The sequence below is a fragment of the Vibrio sp. 1-2 (7-a) genome, assembly GCF_013048515.1.
GTDB lineage: Bacteria > Pseudomonadota > Gammaproteobacteria > Enterobacterales > Vibrionaceae > Vibrio > Vibrio diabolicus.
Window position 1 is genome coordinate 280,329 of the sequence record NZ_VHSQ01000004.1, and the last position, 21,318, is coordinate 301,646.

Consider the following 21,318-nt stretch of genomic DNA (forward strand, 5'->3'; position numbering starts at 1 on the left):
AAAGAATAAGCGTGTTGCTCACTTATTTCATTCCATTCATCCAGATACAAACAAGCCGTGCGTTCCAAAGGATAGCACGGCTTGCTGCAATTGGGTGGGGTATCTTAAGCCAGTTTAGCGCGAACTAAACCGCTTACTTTACCCATATCTGCGCGCCCTTGAATTTGCGGTTTCAGAACGCCCATTACTTTGCCCATGTCTTGCATGCCAGCTGCGCCAGATTCAGCAATCGCGTTCTCGATAAGAGCCGCTACTTCTTCGTCTGTCAGTGGTTGAGGCATAAAGTCCTCAAGAACGGTAATTTCTGCTTGTTCCGCATCAGCAAGATCTTGACGACCCGCTGCTTCATACTGCGCTACAGAGTCGCGACGTTGTTTAACCATTTTGGTCAATACTGCAAGAATGTCGTCATCGTTCAGAGTGATCTGCTCGTCAACTTCACGTTGCTTGATTGCTGATAGGGCTAAACGAATAGTACCAAGGCGTAATTTGTCCTTGGCTTTCATCGCTAATTTTTGCTCTTCTTTGAGTTGATCAATCAGAGCCATAACTAAATTCCTTTTGGAGCTCAGTTATTAGTACAGGCGAACGCGACGAGCGTTTTCGCGAGCTAGCTTCTTAGCGTGACGCTTTTGAGCTGCTGCTTTAGCGCGTTTGCGAACTGTAGTTGGTTTTTCGTAGTGCTCACGACGACGCACTTCAGAAAGGATACCTGCTTTTTCGCAAGAGCGCTTGAAACGACGTAGAGCAACGTCGAACGGTTCGTTTTCACGTACTTTAACTACTGGCATATGCCTTTCACCTCAGGGGTTATTCGTTAACGCTGGCATTCAACAGACCAAATCACAATTGTTTGGTCTCTTACCAGCTTGATCAAAAATGGTGCGGAATTTTAATCCGATCACAACTACTTTGTAAAGCCTTTTGTCGATTATTGTCTGTACAAAATTTGTTTGCAGCACCAAGGCGAGGTAATATGACGCCCAAATTTCCTCTATACAGAAAGCATACTGAGAAAACCATGCGCATTATCGGTATTGAAACCTCTTGTGACGAGACTGGCATCGCGATTTATGATGATGAAAAAGGTCTGCTGTCACACAAGCTTTACAGCCAAGTAAAACTGCACGCAGATTACGGTGGTGTGGTGCCTGAGTTGGCTTCACGTGACCATGTAAAGAAAACCATTCCTCTTATTAAAGAGGCACTAAAAGAAGCGAATTTAACTTCGAAAGACATTGATGGTGTCGCGTACACCGCGGGGCCGGGTCTCGTTGGTGCGCTATTAGTGGGCGCTACTATTGGTCGCAGTATTGCTTATGCTTGGGGAGTGCCTGCGGTACCTGTTCATCATATGGAAGGTCACCTGTTAGCTCCAATGCTGGAAGATAACCCACCGCCATTCCCGTTTGTGGCAGTGTTGGTGTCGGGTGGTCACTCGATGATGGTCGAAGTGAGAGGCATCGGTGAGTACAAAATTCTGGGTGAGTCGATTGATGATGCGGCGGGCGAAGCGTTTGATAAAACAGCGAAGCTAATGGGTTTGGATTACCCAGGCGGCCCACTATTATCTAAACTGGCGGAAAAAGGTACACCGGGCCGTTTTAAGTTCCCGCGCCCAATGACTGATCGCCCTGGCTTGGATATGAGTTTCTCTGGCCTGAAAACCTTTACAGCAAATACGATTGCTGCGAATGGCGATGACGAGCAAACTCGCGCAGACATCGCTCTGGCATTTGAAGAAGCCGTGTGTGCAACATTGGCGATTAAATGTAAACGCGCGCTTGAGCAAACAGGCATGAAACGTATTGTTATTGCTGGTGGTGTGAGTGCTAACCGTCGTTTACGTGCAGAGTTAGAGAAGTTAGCGAAGAAAGTTGGCGGCGAGGTTTACTACCCACGAACTGAGTTCTGTACGGATAATGGTGCGATGATCGCTTACGCTGGTATGCAGCGTTTGAAGAATGGCGAAGTGGCCGATATGTCGGTAGAGGCTCGCCCACGTTGGCCGATTGACCAACTGACACCTGTCGCTTAATCAAACTTATGCGGTAGGTTTGAAATAGATTCACTACGATAAAGGTCTCTGCTCATCAGAGGCCTTTATTTTTAGCTATGCAATGAAAAGCTTCGTTTACACTCTGACTGATGCGAGCCGTTCGGTATCGTTTCAGTGATAGGATGGTGCGGAAGAATAAGAAATGGATATAACAATGAATAAGTTTGAAATTGAAGGTCAGCAACTTGCTTACCTTGATAAAGGTGATGGTCCAGTATTACTGTTTGGTCACAGTTATTTGTGGGATAGCCAAATGTGGGCGCCACAAATTGAAGTTTTAAGCCAGTCATATCGTTGTATTGTGCCAGATTTGTGGGCACATGGTGAGTCAGAAGCGGCCCCTGCATCGACAGAGTCATTAGTTGATTATGCACAACATATGTTGGCGTTGATGGATCATTTGGATATTGAAGAGTTCTCGATAGTGGGCTTATCTGTTGGCGGCATGTGGGGAGCGGAACTAACGGCTCAAGCACCGCAACGTGTGAAATCACTGGTATTGATGGATACCTTCATTGGCTGGGAGCCAGAAGTTACATATAAGAAGTATTTTGCAATGCTTGATACTATCAGCCAAGTTCAAACAGTACCTGCGCCAATTATTGAAGCCGTTGTGCCGCTGTTCTTTGCCAACAACGTTGATCAGGATAACCCTGAACTTGTCGCTTCATTCAAACGCAGTTTAGAAAGCCTGAGTGGTGAGCGTGCGGTTGAAGTGGCTCGCATTGGCCGCATGGTGTTTGGTCGCCGTGATGTGATTGAAGATTCGGAAAAATTCGCTCTGCCGACGTTAATTGCGGTGGGCTGTGAAGATAAGCCTCGCCCGGTTTTCGAATCGTATTTAATGAAAGACTGTATCACGGGCAGTGAGTTGGTAGAAATTCCGCAAGCGGGACACATCAGTTGTTTAGAACAGCCGGAGTTCGTCAACCAAATGTTGTTGAACTTCCTGAATCGAGTTCATGCATAACCAATGCATTCCTCTTTAAACGAAAAACTCGGCATTAAGCCGAGTTTTTTTGTGTCAGTTTCTTCTCGCCGATTTTTGGCTCGTCGCCAGACAAAAGCCGCCGAATATTTTGATGATGCTTAAATACGATTAAGCAACACAGCATAGCAACAGGTAACGTGTATTGCGGTTTAAACATCCAAGTATAAAACGGAGTGACCAAAACCGTGACGAGAGCCGCTAAGGATGAATAGCGGAATAGCGCGGCTACTGACAGCCAAGTTAACATCACTAATCCTGTTAAGTCCAAACCAATCGGAGCGATAGCGCCAAGCGCGGTTGCGACACCTTTTCCGCCTTTAAAGTGGAAAAAGATGGGGTACATGTGGCCAAGACAGGCAGCAATGGCGATGACGCCAAGAATGATAGGGTCGATACCAAGAAAGTATCCGCCCCACACGGGGATGGTGCCTTTGAGCATATCGCACAACAAGACTGAAACAGCGGCTCCTCGTCCGCCAATACGCAATACGTTCGTTGCTCCAGGGTTGTTGGAGCCTACACTGCGTGGATCTGGCAGTTTTAAGAGTCGACAGATCAAAACCGCACTGGAAACCGAACCCAGTAAATAGGCGGCCATTGTCATTATCAGTGCCAGTGCGTCCATAGAAGTCCTTGATGGATTGGAATTTAATGCTCGGTTCCCGCGTAGTTGCTATCATACCTCGAATTCACATAATGCAGAAATCCTCACTGTGATAGAGCTTGCATTATGTGATTTCTTGTATATAAAGATGCTTTCGCAGTTTATACCTAAGTAACATTGTGATGACCCAAGTAAATGTTACTTAGGTATAGAATACTACGATCAAATTACCCCTCACGGGTATCCGACCTCTGTAATAGAAGGACATAAGATGGCTCTGGATAAAGTTTTTATTGAACAATTAGAAGTAATCACCACGATTGGCGTGTACGACTGGGAACAACAAATTAAACAAAAGTTGGTTCTGGATATCGAAATGGCGCACGACAACAAGCCTGCGGGTAAAAGTGATGATGTGCAAGATGCGTTGGATTACTCGCAAGTGAGTGAGGCGGTACTGAGCCATATTGAAAATGGTCGTTTTCTGTTGGTTGAACGTGTAGCCGAAGAAGTGGCAGAGCTTATCATGCAGCGTTTCTCTGTGCCTTGGGTGAAAATCCGTTTAGCAAAGCCTGGTGCAGTGCCACAAGCACGCGCTGTTGGTGTTGTGATTGAGCGAGGTCAAGCATGATCACCACCTATATCGGTGTTGGTACGAATGTAGAAAGAGAGCAACATGCGCTCGCTGCGTATCAGGAGCTGCTACAGCTTGGAGAAAGTCTCCTCGTATCGCCGGTATATGAATGTGAACCTATTGGCTTTAGCAGCCAAAACTTCTACAACTTTGTCGTTGCAATGCGTACCGAGTTGTCATTAGAAGAGTTGAGTCATCAGCTACGTGAGATTGAATTTAAGTGGGGACGCGAAGAAAATGCGCAAAAGTATCAGGATCGAACACTGGATCTCGATATAGTGTTGTTCGGTGAATGTGTCTCCAAGAAAAAACCTGAGCTACCTCGCAGTGATATCTACAAATATCCTTTTGTCATAAAGCCTCTGTATGATCTCGAACCTCAATTAGTGATCCCAGGCGATGGACGCACAGTCGCAGATATTTGGCATGCAATGCAGCCAGTCGATTCACTCAAACCTGTTTCTTTTTCATTTTTAATTTGAGTTGTTTACATGAGTTATTTTGAAGCCTTTATTCTGGCTCTGATTCAGGGTCTGACAGAGTTTTTGCCTATTTCGAGCTCTGCCCATTTGATCCTGCCCTCCGCCATTTTGGGATGGGAAGACCAAGGTCTAGCTTTTGATGTTGCTGTTCACGTCGGTACATTAATGGCGGTAGTGATCTATTTTCGCCATGAAGTGATCACTCTGTTCCAGGCATTATTTGCTTCGATCTTTAAAGGAGATAGGAGTAAAGAAGCAAAACTTGCTTGGATGATCGTGATCGCCACGATTCCAGCTTGTGTGTTTGGCTTGTTGATGAAAGACATCATTGAAGTGTATCTACGTAGCGCTTATGTCATCGCGACCACAACGATCGTATTTGGTTTGTTGCTTTGGTGGGTAGACAAAAACGCTAAGTTGGTTGCGGATGAATACCAAACGGGTTGGAAGAAAGCCGTGTTTATCGGTATTGCCCAAGCCTTAGCGATGATTCCTGGAACGTCGCGTTCAGGGGCGACCATTACAGCTGCACTTTACCTTGGCTTTACTCGAGAAGCGGCTGCGCGCTTTTCATTTTTAATGTCGATCCCTATCATAACATTGGCTGGTAGCTACTTAGGTATGAAGCTAGTGACCAGCGGTGAACCTGTCCATATTGGTTTCTTGCTGACTGGTATCATCACATCGTTTATCAGTGCTTACATCTGTATCCACTTCTTCTTAAAGATGATTTCACGTATGGGCATGACACCGTTTGTGATTTACCGTCTGATTCTAGGTTTCGGCTTGTTTGCGTTCTTGCTTAGCGCCTGATAACGCGACGGATTGGCAGCTTGCTTAACCGCAAGCTGCATACCTAAACAACAACGTCATTCTGAACAGCGACGAAGGAGCGAGATTCAGAATCTTCTCTCCGAGTTTCTTATGGCGTTGGCCATTTCCTAAAACTTCCCTGCGTGCTGATATTAGATTCCTAGTCTCGCTGGAATGACCTGGCATGAATACAACTCGGTTAATTAATCTTGAGCTCAGATCACTTATTCAAAGCGACTCTTACCGCTTCAATCCGTCTCTTTTCTTGTTCATCACGTATTGCCGGGCCTTTAAATCCATCCTTAATGATGCTCTGAACATCTACGGCGGCTGCGGATTGATAAGCGTGGGTAAAAATCTCAGCTTGAGGATAAGGCTTCTCTTCTAACCCTTTTCGACCTGCATGGTCAGCCTGACAACATATTAAAATATCTTCTAAGCGCTCAGCTTTGCGCCAAACATCGAATTTGTTGAGTATTTTTATGATGGTTTGCGGCTTTAACTCGGCCGCACGATGGATATTGGAGTGCTGTTCGCACACCATCAAGGCTAAATCACGAAACTCATTCGGTACACGGACACGCTCGCACAGCTTTTTAATCAGTTTTAATCCTGTATGACAATGCATTCTGTGGCTTGGCCATTCGCTCTCTGGCGTCACCCCTTTACCCAAGTCATGCACTTGAGCGGCAAATCTGACGGGGAGTGAGTCACTCAATCTTGCGGCTTGCTCTGCCACCATCAAAGTATGGATGCCCGTATCGATTTCTGGATGCCATTTTGCTGGTTGAGGCACGCCAAATAGTGCATCAATTTCAGGTAAAACAACGGCCAATGCACCACAATCTCTTAGAACCGATAAGAAAATATCAGGGCGAGGGGTGGAAAGGGATTTATGCCATTCTTGCCAAACACGTTCGGGAGTCAGTGTGCTCAGCTCCCCAGACTCTGCCATGTGGCGCATTAACCGCATGGTTTCGTCGGCAACCGTAAAGTTTAGATCAGCAAGCTTTGCTGCGAAGCGAGCGACACGTAAAACGCGTAGAGGGTCTTCAATAAAGGCGTCTGATACATGGCGTAGCAGTTTATCGTTGAGATCTTGCTGGCCACCATATGGGTCATGTATCGTACCATCACTCTCCATTGCCATCGCGTTAATGGTTAAATCACGACGAGTTAAATCTTCTTCCAAGGTGACGTTTTGATCGAAGAAACACTCAAAGCCAGTGTAACCAGAGCCTGATTTTCTTTCTGTTCGCGCAAGTGCATGTTCTTCTTTACTTTTTGGGTGCAAAAATACAGGAAAGTCTTTACCAACGGCGGTGTACCCTTGGGACAGCATCATCTCGGGAGTCGCACCTACGACCACCCAGTCGTTGTCATAACTATCAATTCCGAGCAATTTATCTCGAACTGCGCCACCTACTAAATAAACTTGCACGAATTACCTCTTAATTTATTGATATGCCGTTGGACATTGTAGCAAGCAATGGTACTTTTCTTTACTCCCGAGAGTAGATGCAGCTATGTTTATATTATATCTGACTATTCCCTGGTGGTTTTTTAGCTGGAGAGCCTAATGTATAAGGACTTTTTTGGGTTTGTAGAACAACCATTTTCGATTGTTCCAAACTCGCGTTATTTGTATTTAAGCCAACGTCACAAAGAGGCAATCACACATCTCCAAGCCGGGCTAGGCGATGGCGGTGGTTTTGCTATGCTTACTGGCGAAGTGGGTACAGGCAAAACGACCGTCGCAAAAGCGATGCTGGCGAATTTAGGTGATAATACCAAAGCGGGTCTGATCCTAAATCCCACGTTTTCGAGTCGAGACTTGCTCGAAGCTATTTGCGATGAATTCAAAATTACTTATCCGCCAGATGCAAACCTCAAACAGCTAAACCAAGTGATTCACAAATACTTGCTGCGTAATTATCGCTCAGGCTGGCAGACATTGCTGGTCATTGATGAGGCTCAACACCTTGCTGCCGACGTTTTAGAGCAGTTACGTTTGTTGACCAACTTGGAAACCGATACCAGAAAACTGCTCAAAGTGTTGTTGGTCGGACAGCCTGAATTACAGCGGTTATTACAAACGACGCAACTACGCCAGCTTGCTCAGCGGATTACTGGGCGTTATCACTTGTTGCCGTTGGATGAAAAAGAGACAGAAGATTACATCGCGTTTCGATTACATACGGCAGGTGGTGACCAGCAACTGTTTAATCGTGCTTCTTGTAAACTCATTGCCAAATACAGTCACGGCATCCCGCGCTTGATTAATCTTATCTGTGATAAATCTCTCAACATCAGTTATCACCAAGGTAATGTGGTGGTGGATAAGCAAACTGTTCAGCAGGCCTGTGAAGAGGTGATGCAGTTTCAGGCAGATATTTATCAGCAAGATAAAAAAGAGCGCCGTACTTTCCGTTGGCCTGCTTGGGGCTCAGTCACGGTGGGTCTTATTGCTGCATTAGGTACGGGGTGGGAGGTCGTGAATTATATGCCAGCTCAAGCAACGTCAGTGTTAGCGCAAGTGAGTGCACCAAGAGAGGAGCCAACGCCAATAGTCGTCAACCAACAATTGACCGATGATCAGCGTGACTTATTGTTAGCACAAAAACAGTCGAATCTCGCCGTGAATGATTTGTATCGTTTGTGGGGATATCAAGCATCGGTTCGCGACAATCTTTGTTTATCAGAACCCCAATCGACCATGCGTTGTGAGCGTAAAATGGCGACCTGGCCGCTGCTGATGCAACAAAATCGCCCTGTGATTTTGGAGTTGAATTATCAAGGTGATGTTGGGTATGTCATTTTGTACGCCGTCGGCAATGACAAAGTCGAAGTGCTCAATGGCAAGCAGCGTCTGCGTCTGCCTATTTCGTGGCTAAAGCCGATGTGGCAAGGCAATATCATTGAACTGTGGCAAGCGCCGTTGAAAGAGACATTACGTTTAGACATGGAAGGTCCTGCGATCGAAGTATTAGACCGACTATTAGCAGAAGCGGTAAGTGAGCCACTGCTTGAAACGTCTATTTTTGATGGTGCGATGAAAGAGCGAGTTGAGTTATTCCAACGTTGGCAAGGTATTGGGGTCGACGGCATTGCAGGTAAGCGGACGCTAGATCGTCTTCAACAAAACGTGCAGCCAGATGCGCCTCAACTGGCGAGAATCGAGAAGGAGGACGCATAATGTCAGCCATGAAACATATTGGTTTGTTCTTGTTGCCGATCACCGTTGCTGCAATCGGAGTTGCTTGGTATTTAGATCTCCTTACGCCTCATGCTGAAGCTAGTACTTCCGCCCCTAAGGCTAAGATGGAAGCGGAACAACCGTTCAAAGCATTGGACTATCCTGAAACTACTCAGTTGGCGCAATTGCCAAGAGAGTGGCCAAGTGCAGAGCTGTCTCGTGATTTTGGTACGTTTGCAACATCTGATGAATACGTGAGTAATACAGCAAACAAAGATGAGATAGAAACATCTATATCAACTCAAGGCACTTCAGTAGTTGAAGAGGACCTAGGTTTGTCTCTGGATGATCTTGACTTGTCCTCATTATCTCCTGATTTGGCGCGAAAGGTCGAAAATGCGTTATCCCGAGATGATACGCCTTTACCACAAACGATGCGCGTGAACGATTTAGAGCGCAACGCTCACCAGTGGCAAGGTCGTCTGCCTGCGCTCAATTTGCAAACCCACATGTACGCCAGTGATGAAAATCGCCGCTGGGTGAAAATTAACAATGTTGAATATCATCAAGGAGACGTTGTTGATGGGCAGGTCACATTAAGAGAAATACAACCGCAAGCGGTGATTGTCGAGTTCCAAGGTGAGCAAATTCGTATCCCAGCGTTGTATGAGTGGAAAGGGTAGCCGTTTTTTATAGTAAATCATCAAGCCAGCGAGGTCATGTCGCTGGCTTTTTTGTTTCTCATAAGGTCTTTTTCATCTATTTGAGTGATGATTTTTAGGGACTCACACAAGCTAAATATAGCTTTTCTCAGTCGTTTAAATTACATCAATATCAGCCATGTATTAGTAGAATGACTCCAGTCAGCGTTGTGTAAAAAAGCACCATATTGACGAACTTCGTCATCACGACCTGGTCCACGTTAGACCCCGTGAAATAACAGGAGTCTACACAGAGACACATGCGTATTCTGATTTTTTCTTTAAGTGTTGTTGCGTCGTTAAGTTACGCAGCAAAGCCGACCCCTTTCCCTATAACACCAGATAATAACGGACAAGATTTTATGGTCAGTGCGACCAACCCTTACGTGAGCAGCACTGGTTATTCAATATTGAAAGAGGGCGGGAACGCCGTTGATGCCATGGTCGCGATGCAGATGGTGATGTCTGTGGTTGAACCGGATATGACGGGAATTGGAGGCGGTACTTTCGTGCTGTTTTATCAACATGACAAGCAGAAGTTTTTAGCCCTTGATGGGCGAGATGAAGCGCCGTCTAGCGCTCACCCTGAGATGTTTATTGAAAATGGGAAAGCACTCAGCCGCGATGAAATTTTGGGGCCTCGCTCCGTTGCAGTGCCGGGCACCTTACGTTTGCTTTATTCCACTCATGAGCAATACGGCAAATTACCATGGTCTGAGTTGGTTCAACCTGCGATTAAGCTCGCGCGTGATGGGTACGCGATGAATAGCTATACCTATGATATCGTCGTGCGAGAGCAAACGCGTTTGGCTCGCGACCCAGAAATTAAAGCCTTGTATTGGCAAGATGATGAAGTGAAGCCAACAGGGACGTTAATGAAGAACCCTAAAATGGCTGAGACGCTAGAGAAAATAGCTCAGCAAGGCGATCGCTATTTGTATGGTGGTGCACTTGGTCAACATATTGTTGATACGGTGAATAGTCGTATTAACGATCAGTATGAGAAATTGTCGTTAGAGGACTTTAAAAACTATCAGGTGAAATCTCGCGATATTATTGAAAGCGATTATCGAGGCAACAAAATCGTTTCGTTTGGTTACCCGGCCTCTGGCGGTGTGATGGTTGCTCAAAGTCTGAAATTGCTGGAGCCGTACGATATATCTCAGATGGCATTAACTGATGTAGAGCCTTGGCGTTTAATGACTGAGGCGATGCGCTTAGCAAAAGCTGATCGTATTGCGTATGCCGGAGATCCGGATTATGTGGAAGCACCAGTTGAACAATTGTTATCTAAAACCTATTTGGACCAGAGACGTGATTTAATCCCTGATAATGGCACCTCGAAAGAGAATCCAAAAGCCGGACAGATAACGCAAACTCAGTATGCGCAATATCAAGGCTTCGAGAGCAAAGATACAGGGCACATTTCTATCGTTGATAGGGAAGGTAATGCGATTGCTATGACCAGCACCGTTGGCACAGGAATGGGATCTGGTGTCATAGTTGATGGCGTTATCTTGAATGCACAAATGGCAAACTTTTCACCTCAACCAACGCTTAACGGTAAGCCTACTCAAAACTCAATTGAAGCGGGCAAGCGTCCACGTTCGGCTATTACGCCATTAATGGTGATGGACAGTGATGATAATTTGCGTTTGGTGGTTGGTTCACCAGGAAGTTCGCAAATACCGGGGTATGTACTCAAAACCGTGGTTGGCGTACTGGATTGGAAGTTATCAGCGCAAGAGGCTATTGACTTACCAAACATCCAGTACGGTACCAAGATAGATCGCACCAAGTCTTATGACCCGACTGGCTTGCTGGTGGAAAAGAAAACCTTCGCAGAAATGTTGGTGCCGGAGTTTATGGAGCTTGGCTACCCAGTACACGTTATTCCAGTGGTAAGTGGTTTGAATGCAATTGAGCTAAAAGATGGCAAGCTTTATGGCGCAACGGATCGTCGTCGAGCGTCTAGTTCAATGGGTGAGTAGTGCAGATTTCCGTAAAACTAAGCAAACAAAAAAGCCAGTCGAATATCGACTGGCTTTTGCATTCTTTTTTATAGATAAAAGGGCTAAGGACTTATGCCCAACCCGCAGGTGAACGTTTTCTACGAGGCATGACATGCGGAAGAATCAAACCAAATAGCAAACCTAAACCTGCAACACCGCCGCCATAAGTGAAGTACTTAAGCAGCATGTCGTCTTTTTGTGTATCCAGTTTAGCGCGCAGCTCGCGGTTTTCTGTCTCAACAGAAGTAAGCTGGTCGCTGATCTCAGAGTATTTATTCTCAAGATCGGAAATTTGTTGGTTACGCGTTTCTAGAGAGGTAACAAGGCCGGCTTTCTCTGCATCAGAAGTTTTACGAGCGTTAGCAAGCTGCTCTTTCACTTCTGCTAGCTCTTTCTCAATGCGAGGAAGGCGAATCGCCATGCTTTCTTGGTTTGTCACAAACTTGCTTTGTACCCAACCAGTACGACCGCGGTCATCACGAACTTGCGTATAGCCAGTATCTCGGTTGGTTTTAATCAGTTGTACTTTAGAACCGGCGTTAACACTACCAATAATACGGTAGGTGTTATTTGGACCTGAGTGCATAAAAGTGAAGAGGTCATCAGAAATATAACGGTCTGCTGCTAGGGCCGCTGGCGCTGCTAGCAAAGTAAACAAAACCGTGATGATTAGTTTTTTCACAGTAAATCCCTTAACGATTTTTCTTGGAGACAGCGTTGGCACCGAATGATTGGAGCCGGAAATAGACGAATAGTATGCAGTTTCAAACTTCGGTGCAACAAAGAAGGGAGGCAAAGCCTCCCTTTCTGTGCGTTTGAGTCAATAATGACAAAGCGCTTACATTCTATTGACGAGTGTCTTAAGCGAACATCGCTTGAAGTCCGTAGAAGAATACAACGGCCAATAGTGCACCTGCTGGTAGTGTAACGATCCATGATGCCACGATGTTACGAACCACGCCCAGGTTTAGTGCCGCGATACCACGAGCAAAGCCAACACCGAGAACCGCACCAACCAATGTTTGAGTGGTTGAGATTGGCAGACCAGTACCAGAAGCTAGAACAACAGTACAAGCGGTTGCTAGCTGAGCTGCAAAACCACGGCTAGGAGTTAGCTCAGTGATACCTGTACCAACGGTTGCCATTACTTTGTGACCCAGTGTCGCAAGACCGACCACGATACCAATACCACCAAGAGGTAGAATCCACCAAGCGATGGTGCTTTTCGTGCTGATTTCGCCCATGTGTTCAACAGTCGATACTACAGCAGACAGTGGACCAATGGCGTTTGCAACGTCGTTTGAACCGTGTGCAAATGCCATTGCACAAGCGGTGATAACCATCAGAACGCTGAAGATACCTTCCACGCCAGAAAAGCTGCGGTCTTCTTCGCGATTAGCGAATTTTTTCTGGATGTATACGTAGCCGCCAACCATCACAAGTGCTGAAACTACTGCTGCCCACATCCAAGCTTCGCCATTGGTTAGGTGAAGACCAACGTGTTTTAGACCTTTTTTGATAGTTACAAGTGCAATCACCATTGTTGTGATGAACATGTAAACAGGAACAAAACGTTTGGCGTTGAATAACGGGTTCTCAGTATCAAAAATCAGACGTTGTGCGCTGACAAAGATAACGTAAGCAAAGAAACCTGAAATCACTGGTGTAATAATCCAGCTACCAACAATGCCTTGAACGCTGCCCCAGTCAACCGCTTCAGTACCTACTGATACGCATGCAAAACCAATGATTGCACCGATGATTGAGTGAGTCGTAGATACTGGCCAGCCCATGTAAGAGGCAAGAAGTAACCATGTACCCGCAGCCAAAAGAGCAGACATCATACCGTAGACAAGAACGTCAGGTTGACTAGCAAATAAAGAAGTTTCGATTACACCTTTACGGATAGTGTCGGTTACTTCACCGCCTGCAAGGTAAGCACCTGCAAATTCGAAGATCATCGCAATGATGATAGCTTGTTTTACGGTTAGCGCTTTTGAACCTACTGATGTACCCATCGCATTAGCAACGTCGTTCGCGCCAATACCAATCGCCATCATGAAACCAAAAATCGCTGCAACAATAATCAGGACAGTGCCGTAGTTCGCAAGGATATCCATCGTAATACCTAGTTGTTTTATAACAAGCGGAACAAAATTTTACGCGCGCCAAACCATAAGACGATGAAAATAGTCATCGTCCCTATGACACGTGTTCATTATGCTCTTCGTTATGTCGTTAACTTTATGTTTTAAGATCGAGATAGCATGACTTCCAAACGAGCACCTACGCGCTGCGCTTGGTCGGCAATACCACCTACCCATTCAAGAATCTTGTACAAGAACATGACATCGATAGGGTTCATGTCAGACTCAATCACCATCAACTGTTGACGAAGTTCAATCTGCATAGCATCGGTATCATCTTCGATGACATCTAATTGATGAATCATTTCAGCGACGAGCGTCACTTCACGACCTTTGAAGCCGGTTTCTAGCAATTCATCAAGTTCATTGATTACCTTTTGCGCCTGATCGGCCGCATCAAGACAACGTTGAACGTAAGCGAGGAAGTTTGGTTGGAGAGCCTCAGGAATGACAAGTTGACGACCATATACACGGCCAGCAATGTCTTTTGCCAGGTTTGCAAGTTTGTCCTGCTGAGTAAGAAGCTCAAGCATGTCAGTACGGTCTACTGGCATGAACAAACCGCGAGGCAGTTTTAGACGGATTTCACGTTTCAGCACGTCCGCTTCTTTCTCTAGGTGAGAAATTTGTGCACGGATTTCAGATGCTTTTTCCCAGTCACCCTTTGAAGATACTTCAAAGAATTTCACCAAGTGTGAACAACATTCGTTGACACACACAACGTGGCGTTGCAAAGGCTTAATTGGGGACTTTGCAAATAACCCCATAATTGTATTTACTGGCATGGTCATTCAACCTAATAACTATAACCTTAAAAAAACATACACCATTTCTGAGTGCTTGGCGAAATGTTGAACGATGGCTATAAAGGCGCGCATGGTAACGCATTAAATCGCTCATTAAAACTGTTTTAGATCATCATTCCGGCGATATTTCTCTCTTGCCGTGCGAGAAATTACGCAATATCCTGTTTCTATCTGCTTTGAAAGGTATAGCTATGGAAACCGAAATAGAACTGAAGTTTTTTGTTTCTCCTGAATTTTCAGAAACTTTAAAAGAAAAAATTTCTGAGACAAAAGTACTTCAGCATAGTTGTCGTGACTTGGGTAACACCTACTTTGATACCGCCGATAAATGGCTGAGAAAGCACGACATTGGTTTAAGAATTCGCCGTTTTGATGATGTATTCGTCCAAACCGTAAAGACAGCAGGACGCGTCGTCGCAGGCTTACATCAAAGACCAGAATACAATGCTGAGCACACTAGCGACGAGCCTAATCTGTCGCTTCATCCTGTAGACATTTGGCCGCCAGGTAAAGACGCAGCAACGCTGCAATCTGAGCTTATGCCGTTATTCTCGACCAACTTCACACGTGAACAGTGGCTGATTGGCATGCCAGACGGTAGCCAAATAGAAGTGGCGTTTGACCAAGGTATGGTCGTCGCCAAAGATGAAGATGGGGAAGAGAAACAAGAACCGATTTGCGAAGTTGAACTGGAACTTAAATCGGGCCAAACCGATGCCCTATTTACACTAGCACGTAGCTTTTGCGAGCAAGGTGGCATGCGTTTGGGTAACTTGAGTAAAGCGGCGAAAGGCTATCGACTTGCAAGTGGCTATGCAGGTGATGAAGTAAAATCGTTGGCGCTTGTGGACAGTAGCCCGACGGATACCGTTGAATACTGCTTGATCAACTCTTTAGAACACGCCCTATCTCACTGGCATTATCACGAGCAAATTTATGCTGAGCGTGACAATGTGGAAGCGCTACGTGAAATCAGCAATGCCATTCGTTTTATTCGTCAAACATTGACCATTTTTGGTGGTGTTGTCCCTCGTCGCGCGAGTGCGATTCTGCGCCAAGAGCTTAAATGGTTGGAAGAAGAACTGAGTTGGTTGGATGAGCATGCACACCTTGAAGAGCTCTTAGATGACAAAGGCAATGTGCTGCGTAAGTTGGATGCGCGTAAGTTCTTAGTATCTGAGTTGACTCAGCAGTTACAAGAGCTGCCAAGCCGTGAAGAAGTGCTAGGGTTGCTCAATTCCGCGCGTTACACCGGGTTATTGCTGGATCTTAGTCGCTGGATCTTAGCGCGTGGCTGGCAGCCGTTTCTTGATGAAAAAGCGCGCGAAAAAATGGCAAGTAATATCATGCCGTTTTCAGTCACTCAGCTCGATCGCACTTGGGCAGAACTAATGGAAGCTTTCCCAGCAGAGCGCGACCTGACGGCGCAAGAGTACGTTGATCAGCGCTATCGCTTGCTGCGTAACCTCTATACCGGTATTGGTTTCGCGAGTCTATATAACTCGGATGAGCGTAACAGCTTCCGTTTGCCATGGGCGGATCTGGTGCATGGTATTGATGATCTGCTAATGCTGAACCACTTACTTCCGTTGGTTGATATGTTGGAAGACGCAGAAAAAGAGCAGTTAGAACGCTGGTTGCACCGTCAAGAGCGTTCAATTTTGCATGCAATGGATCAAACCCGAGCGATCAGTGTGGAAGTTCAGCCTTATTGGCGTGAATGATCACCTTGACTACCTGTACAAAAAATAGGGCCGCATGGTCCTATTTTTTTGTCTTTGTTTTGCTTTGTTGCAGTTCTTTTTCTATGAAGTCGAGTCGTTCTAGTATTTGGGCTTGTTGATTCAGGAGCTGCTCGAGCATACGTTCTTTATTGATTAAGCTGTGCGTCTGTTGTTTCGTCGGGGCAGTAAGAATAGAGGTGATAAGACCCGAAATCATACCAAAGATCCCCACACCACAAACAATGATGATGACGGCTAAAAACTTTCCTATTGATGTCACCGGATAATGATCGCCGTAACCAACGGTTGAGATCGTTACGAATACCCACCACAAAGCATCGGCGCCAGTGCGAATATTCGCTTCTGGGTTTTTCGCTTCGATAAACAGCATTGCACTAGAACCGAGCGTAATGAGGATCACCATCAACAGTAATATTGAGGCGACCGTGGTTTCGCGGCGGTTTTCTTTGAGCTGATGCAAAATGAATTTTGACGAGCGCAGTACTAATACCACTCGAAGAATATGAAAGATACGAGCAAAGCGCAGTGGCTCTATTAATGGGATGCTCGCCACGAAATCTATCCAATGACGTTTAAGAAATAACCACCGATCTGTGGACCGGATCAAATCAATGGTGAGCTGTAATAGAAAAATACTACAGATTATGAAATCCAGACCGATAAGAACTTGACGGGTTTCGTGATCGATCGGGAAAAACAACAAGCCAGAGATCACAAATAGTGCCATAAAAGACAATATTAGTGACAACAGGCCCATCGGTCGTGTGCTGTCTTTGATATCATTGTTTTTCATACGAAGCTCGAAATAAATCGCGTAACCACGCTAAACGCGAACATAACTATAAGTAATATAAAGATTATAGATAAAGACTATATAAGACTCGGTGGAGAACTGACAATGGAAAAGCTGGCATTTAAGCCATGGGAAAGGGTCATATCCGACATTCGACTGGTTCCTAAAATGGTCATGTTGATGGTCTTCAGTACTGTCCTGATAGTGGCAAAACAACTGTGGGACGCAAACACCTTTTACGATTCACTTTTAGCGGCGACACAAAACGCGCAAGTTGCCCAACAGCATTACGAAGCATACTTAACGCAAGTTGCTTGGCAAACTGCCTTATTGATTGTGGTTTTTGTCGTGCTCTTATTAGCGGCGGCTAGAGTGATGCTGCGTCAAACACAGTATCTGAGCGACGCAATCAAACTGATGGCGAGCAAGAACCTCTCCGTGCCATTTGGTATGGATTGTAAAGATGAATACGGAGACGTGGCACGTGAATTAGAAAAGACACGTCGCCAATTGCACGATGTGATTCAAATGCAAATTAATGCTTCTGATGAGTTATCCACACTCACGGAAGTGATGACGCTGAGCATGTCGGAAACGAAGGAGTCGGCGCAAGAAGAGTTTAACGAAATTGATCAACTTGCGACGGCGATGAGTGAAATGTCGTCGACGGTGCAAACCGTCGCAGAACATGCCCAGACGGCGTCTTCTCTTACAGAGCAAGCTTCCGCACAAGCGATTTCTGGTCAACAGTTTTTGCAAAGTACGATGGCGAAAATGAGTGAACTCTCGTCGGACATCGCTTCATCGGCGCAGGCGGTTAACCAGGTCGAAGAACGTGTTGAATCCATTGGTAGTGTTGTGGGTACGATTCAAGGTATCTCTGAACAAACTAACCTGCTTGCACTGAATGCGGCGATTGAAGCGGCGCGAGCTGGCGAGGCGGGTCGTGGTTTTGCGGTGGTTGCAGATGAAGTTCGTAACCTTGCACAGCGTACACAACAAGCGACGGTAGAAATTCAAGAGATGATTGCGCAGCTGCAAACCAGTGCAGAATCTGCTGTAGAACTCATGGAGAAAAGCGTAGTGGAAGCGGCCGATGGAAACGAGCTGGTTTCTAATGCTGGATCTGAGCTCGATGGTATTGTTGGGCAAGTGACGCAAATCAATGACATGAACTTCCAAATCGCGACGGCGTCTGGTCAGCAAAGCAGTGTTGCAGAAGAGATGAGTCAAAACCTCACCAATGTACGTGAGCTGGTAGAAGCCTCGGTTGTGGTTGTGACAGAGCTGCTAGAAACTTCTGAAATGATGCAAAATAATGCTGGCGAGTTAGACAAGAAGATCAAATCTTTCCAAGTTTAATATTCCATCCAGAACTTTTGATAAAACGCCCACAAACCTTTTGTGGGCGTTTTTATTTGCTTTAAGTCTGGTATAAAGAATGAGTTACCGTGCTTTTCAAACAAGGAAGAAAAATGCAGCTGCCTTCGCCACTGATTTCTATCGCTGAATCTGCCGTACAAAATGCTCAAGAGGCAGGTTATTTTCCCCTTTGGCCAGATGAGATTGCGCAGCAATTTCGCTATGTGGCGGGCTTAAGCCAGTTTATTACCGAAGCCATTCATCGCGATGAAGTTTTAGCCCGTGAGTTGCCAAGCATGTTAGCGCAACCAAGTCGTCAGGAATCTTACCGCTCACGTCTTGCTGCACTGTTGGGACAATGCCCGGATGAGATGTCTGGTCATCGCGTGTTGCGTCAGTTTCGCAACCGAGAAATGGTGTACATTTCGTGGAAGGATTTCACGCATGCATGGTCGCTAGAAACGTCTTTAAGCCACTTATCCGAGTTGGCTGAAGCGATGATTTTTGAAACCTATCAATGGCAATATCAAGCGTGTTGTCAGGAGTGGGGAACGCCGACGAGTGAGGAAGGTGAAGTACAGCCGATGTTGATTATCGGCATGGGGAAACTGGGTGGTGGCGAGTTAAACTTTTCTTCCGATATCGATCTGATTTTCACGTATCCAGAAAACGGTGAGACACAAGGCGCGCGCCGCAGCATTGCCAATGCCCAGTTCTTTACTCGTCTTGGTCAACGCATCATCAAAGCGCTCGACCAACAAACCTTCGATGGTTTTTGCTACCGCGTCGACATGCGACTGCGTCCATTTGGAGAAAGTGGCCCATTAGTCATGAGCTATGCGGCGCTTGAAGATTATTATCAAGAACAGGGACGTGACTGGGAGCGTTACGCGATGATCAAAGCTCGAGTGATGGGGTGCGAAATGTACCCGCAATACCAAGAGCTACGCCAAATGCTGCGTCCTTTTGTTTTTCGTCGCTATATTGATTTCAGTGCGATTCAGTCTTTGCGTCGGATGAAATCGATGATCAGTAGTGAGGTTCGCCGCCGAGGTTTGAACAACAACATCAAGTTAGGCGCAGGTGGCATCCGAGAAATTGAATTTATCGCCCAAGTTTTTCAATTAATTCGAGGTGGTCGCGAGCCTTCTCTTCGTAATCGAGGGTTGTTGGAAACGCTGCAAGGCATTGAAGAGCTGGCGTTACTCACTTCGCAAGAAGTCAGCAGTCTAGAAGCTGCATACAAGTACTTGCGTCAATTAGAAAACTTGTTGCAAGCGATGGCGGACAAGCAAACCCAGACGCTGCCTGATTGCGAAACCGAACGCTTAAAGCTCGCTACCGCGATGCAAATGACCTCTTGGGAGCAACTGATTGAGCAAACTCAGCAGCACATGGCGAATGTCCATCAAGTATTTGAGTCGTTAATTGGTGATGATGAAGAAGATGAGGGCACTACGGTTGCTCGTCATTTTCATGAGTTATGGGATATGGCGAACAAACAAGATGTGCTTGAACATATCTTGCAGCAGGATATTCAGGTTGAAGACTTTGCTTCATGCGCGAAAACCATCATCAACTTTAAAACCGATCTGGCTAAAAAAACGTTAGGACCGCGTGGACGAGAAGTGTTAAACCGTTTGATGCCGAAGGTGTTTGATGCGGTGTTTTCCCACCCTGATGCACAGTTTGGTTTACCGCGAGTGCTGCATTTACTGCACAATATCTGCACTCGTACGACTTATCTGGAGTTATTGGATGAGCACCCAGCGGCTCTAGTACAGCTCGTGCGTTTGTGTACCGCAAGCCCAATGATTTCAGAGCAGCTATCTCGGTATCCGATCTTACTCGATGAGTTAATCGATCCTGCACAGTTGTACAATCCAATCCCATTAGACAGTTACCGTACAGAGCTGCGTGATTATCTGGCCCGTATTCCAGAAGATGATATGGAGCAGCAAATGGAAGCGTTGCGTCAGTTTAAGCAAATCTGCATTTTACGTATTGCGGCGGCGGATATTGCTGGTGCATTGCCGGTGATGAAAGTGAGTGATCACTTAACCTATTTGGCGGAAGCTATCGTTGATGCGGTGGTCAGTCAGGCTTGGTTGCAAGTGTCCGAAAAATACGGCGAGCCAACGCATGTAAAAGATCGTGAAGGCAAGGGTTTTGCCGTCATTGGCTATGGCAAAGTCGGTGGTTGGGAACTCGGCTATAACTCCGACTTGGATATCGTCTTCATGCATGACTGCCCAGTCAATGTCTATACAGATGGCAAAAAGGAAATCGACGGTCGTCAGTTCTACCTTCGCCTAGCGCAGCGCATCATCCATATTTTCTCGACTCGCACCGCTTCCGGCATTTTGTACGAAGTCGATACCCGCTTGCGCCCATCTGGCGCGTCAGGTTTGTTGGTTAGCCCAACCGATGCGTTTGAAGATTATCAGCATCAAGAAGCCTGGACATGGGAGCATCAAGCACTTGTGCGCGCGCGCTTGATTTACGGCGATGAACCCCTTGCCATTGCATTTCACAATACGCGACATGATGTGTTGTGCAAAGCGCGCGATCGGGCGGAACTGAAAAAAGCCGTTGTCGAAATGAGAGAGAAAATGCGCGGTCATCTTGGGGGGAAAAAGCCCGGCCGTTTTATGCTCAAGCAAGATGTGGGAGGGATTACCGATATCGAATTTCTCGCTCAGTACTTAGTGCTCAACTATAGTCACGATAAGCCGAAATTAACGCGTTGGTGTGATAATGTGCGTATCTTTGAAACGCTCATTGCACAAAATGTCATGGACGAAGACCAGGCAATGCAGTTGATACGTGCCTACACGACAATGCGAAACGAAATACACCGAAGAAATCTACTCAATTTAGATGCTGATGTGGTGGAAGATAAGTTTGTTGCCGAAAGGGAGTGGGTAAAACAGGCTTGGAATCAGTGGTTCAGTTAAGACCATATATTTAGCC

At 46.0% G+C, this 21,318-nt stretch carries 19 protein-coding genes; 11 read left to right on the forward strand and 8 right to left on the reverse strand.

What is annotated here, in order from left to right; translation table 11 throughout:
• Nucleotides 1–104: 104 nt before the first annotated feature.
• Together FKN08_RS13830 and rpsU are read right to left on the reverse strand one after the other, a co-directional pair.
• The gene (locus tag FKN08_RS13830; RefSeq protein ID WP_005395984.1) at nt 105–548 is read right to left on the reverse strand and encodes a GatB/YqeY domain-containing protein; all 444 of its coding nucleotides are present in this window, start codon (nt 546–548) and stop codon (nt 105–107) included.
• A gap of 27 nt (nt 549–575) precedes the next feature.
• Nucleotides 576–791 (reverse strand): 30S ribosomal protein S21, encoded by a 216-nt coding sequence (gene rpsU / locus FKN08_RS13835; RefSeq protein ID WP_001145625.1) that lies wholly within the window; start codon nt 789–791, stop codon nt 576–578.
• Between the two features lie 230 nt (nt 792–1,021).
• Here rpsU and tsaD point away from each other — a divergent pair, with 230 nt between their 5' ends.
• On the forward strand, nt 1,022–2,038 hold the full coding sequence (gene tsaD / locus FKN08_RS13840) for a tRNA (adenosine(37)-N6)-threonylcarbamoyltransferase complex transferase subunit TsaD (RefSeq protein ID WP_046874179.1): 1,017 nt from the start codon (nt 1,022–1,024) through the stop codon (nt 2,036–2,038).
• Between the two features lie 175 nt (nt 2,039–2,213).
• Complete coding sequence (locus FKN08_RS13845; RefSeq protein WP_170892346.1) at nt 2,214–3,029, forward strand: alpha/beta fold hydrolase; 816 nt, start codon at nt 2,214–2,216, stop codon at nt 3,027–3,029.
• Nucleotides 3,030–3,063: 34 nt separating this feature from the next.
• Here FKN08_RS13845 and plsY read toward each other — a convergent pair whose 3' ends face one another.
• Complete coding sequence (plsY, locus tag FKN08_RS13850) at nt 3,064–3,675, reverse strand: glycerol-3-phosphate 1-O-acyltransferase PlsY (RefSeq protein ID WP_005379857.1); 612 nt, start codon at nt 3,673–3,675, stop codon at nt 3,064–3,066.
• 250 nt (nt 3,676–3,925) lie between these two features.
• Here plsY and folB point away from each other — a divergent pair, with 250 nt between their 5' ends.
• From folB to FKN08_RS13865, 3 genes are read left to right on the forward strand one after another with little or no spacing between them, the layout of a single operon-like run.
• Nucleotides 3,926–4,285 (forward strand): bifunctional dihydroneopterin aldolase/7,8-dihydroneopterin epimerase, encoded by a 360-nt coding sequence (gene folB, locus FKN08_RS13855; RefSeq protein WP_005395977.1) that lies wholly within the window; start codon nt 3,926–3,928, stop codon nt 4,283–4,285.
• Nucleotides 4,282–4,770, forward strand: a complete 489-nt coding sequence (gene folK, locus FKN08_RS13860; RefSeq protein WP_170892347.1) for a 2-amino-4-hydroxy-6-hydroxymethyldihydropteridine diphosphokinase — start codon at nt 4,282–4,284, stop codon at nt 4,768–4,770. The genes folB and folK overlap by 4 nt, the downstream gene beginning before the upstream one ends.
• Before the next feature lie 9 nt (nt 4,771–4,779).
• A complete protein-coding gene (locus tag FKN08_RS13865) occupies nt 4,780–5,583 on the forward strand; it encodes an undecaprenyl-diphosphate phosphatase (protein ID WP_006743204.1) in 804 nt (267 codons plus the stop codon).
• Between the two features lie 220 nt (nt 5,584–5,803).
• Here FKN08_RS13865 and FKN08_RS13870 read toward each other — a convergent pair whose 3' ends face one another.
• Entirely contained in the window at nt 5,804–7,024 is a 1,221-nt protein-coding gene (locus FKN08_RS13870) for a multifunctional CCA addition/repair protein (protein ID WP_170892348.1), read from the reverse strand.
• Between the two features lie 138 nt (nt 7,025–7,162).
• On the opposite strand from FKN08_RS13870, the gene FKN08_RS13875 reads away from it, so the two are divergent.
• The 3 genes from FKN08_RS13875 (at nt 7,163) to ggt (ending at nt 11,471) form a co-directional block, all read left to right on the forward strand.
• Nucleotides 7,163–8,779, forward strand: coding sequence for an ExeA family protein (locus FKN08_RS13875; RefSeq protein ID WP_170892349.1), 1,617 nt, complete (start codon nt 7,163–7,165; stop codon nt 8,777–8,779).
• Nucleotides 8,779–9,462, forward strand: a complete 684-nt coding sequence (locus tag FKN08_RS13880; RefSeq protein ID WP_139060084.1) for a general secretion pathway protein GspB — start codon at nt 8,779–8,781, stop codon at nt 9,460–9,462. Before FKN08_RS13875 ends, FKN08_RS13880 begins: the two co-directional genes overlap by 1 nt.
• Before the next feature lie 278 nt (nt 9,463–9,740).
• The gene (gene ggt, locus FKN08_RS13885) at nt 9,741–11,471 is read left to right on the forward strand and encodes a gamma-glutamyltransferase (RefSeq protein WP_047009062.1); all 1,731 of its coding nucleotides are present in this window, start codon (nt 9,741–9,743) and stop codon (nt 11,469–11,471) included.
• Nucleotides 11,472–11,562: 91 nt separating this feature from the next.
• Here the strand turns inward: ggt and FKN08_RS13890 are convergent, their stop codons facing one another.
• The 3 genes from FKN08_RS13890 to FKN08_RS13900 all read right to left on the reverse strand — a co-directional run bounded on the left by FKN08_RS13890 (nt 11,563) and on the right by FKN08_RS13900 (nt 14,424).
• Nucleotides 11,563–12,174: a TIGR04211 family SH3 domain-containing protein gene (locus FKN08_RS13890; protein ID WP_031780509.1), complete on the reverse strand. Its 612-nt coding sequence runs from the start codon at nt 12,172–12,174 to the stop codon at nt 11,563–11,565.
• Between the two features lie 178 nt (nt 12,175–12,352).
• Nucleotides 12,353–13,612, reverse strand: a complete 1,260-nt coding sequence (locus FKN08_RS13895) for an inorganic phosphate transporter (protein ID WP_139060083.1) — start codon at nt 13,610–13,612, stop codon at nt 12,353–12,355.
• 131 nt (nt 13,613–13,743) lie between these two features.
• A complete protein-coding gene (locus FKN08_RS13900) occupies nt 13,744–14,424 on the reverse strand; it encodes a TIGR00153 family protein (protein ID WP_047009129.1) in 681 nt (226 codons plus the stop codon).
• 212 nt (nt 14,425–14,636) lie between these two features.
• Between FKN08_RS13900 and FKN08_RS13905 the strand changes: the two genes are divergently transcribed.
• Nucleotides 14,637–16,169 (forward strand): inorganic triphosphatase, encoded by a 1,533-nt coding sequence (locus tag FKN08_RS13905; RefSeq protein ID WP_047009064.1) that lies wholly within the window; start codon nt 14,637–14,639, stop codon nt 16,167–16,169.
• 40 nt (nt 16,170–16,209) lie between these two features.
• Here the strand turns inward: FKN08_RS13905 and FKN08_RS13910 are convergent, their stop codons facing one another.
• Nucleotides 16,210–16,983, reverse strand: coding sequence for a potassium channel family protein (locus FKN08_RS13910; protein ID WP_006743197.1), 774 nt, complete (start codon nt 16,981–16,983; stop codon nt 16,210–16,212).
• A gap of 105 nt (nt 16,984–17,088) precedes the next feature.
• On the opposite strand from FKN08_RS13910, the gene FKN08_RS13915 reads away from it, so the two are divergent.
• Both FKN08_RS13915 and glnE read left to right on the forward strand, forming a co-directional pair.
• Nucleotides 17,089–18,345 carry a methyl-accepting chemotaxis protein gene (locus FKN08_RS13915; protein ID WP_005395942.1) on the forward strand — a complete coding sequence of 419 codons (1,257 nt, stop codon included), beginning with the start codon at nt 17,089–17,091 and terminating at the stop codon, nt 18,343–18,345.
• Between the two features lie 113 nt (nt 18,346–18,458).
• The gene (gene glnE, locus FKN08_RS13920; protein WP_170892350.1) at nt 18,459–21,302 is read left to right on the forward strand and encodes a bifunctional [glutamate--ammonia ligase]-adenylyl-L-tyrosine phosphorylase/[glutamate--ammonia-ligase] adenylyltransferase; all 2,844 of its coding nucleotides are present in this window, start codon (nt 18,459–18,461) and stop codon (nt 21,300–21,302) included.
• The last annotated feature ends 16 nt before the right edge of the window (nt 21,303–21,318 follow it).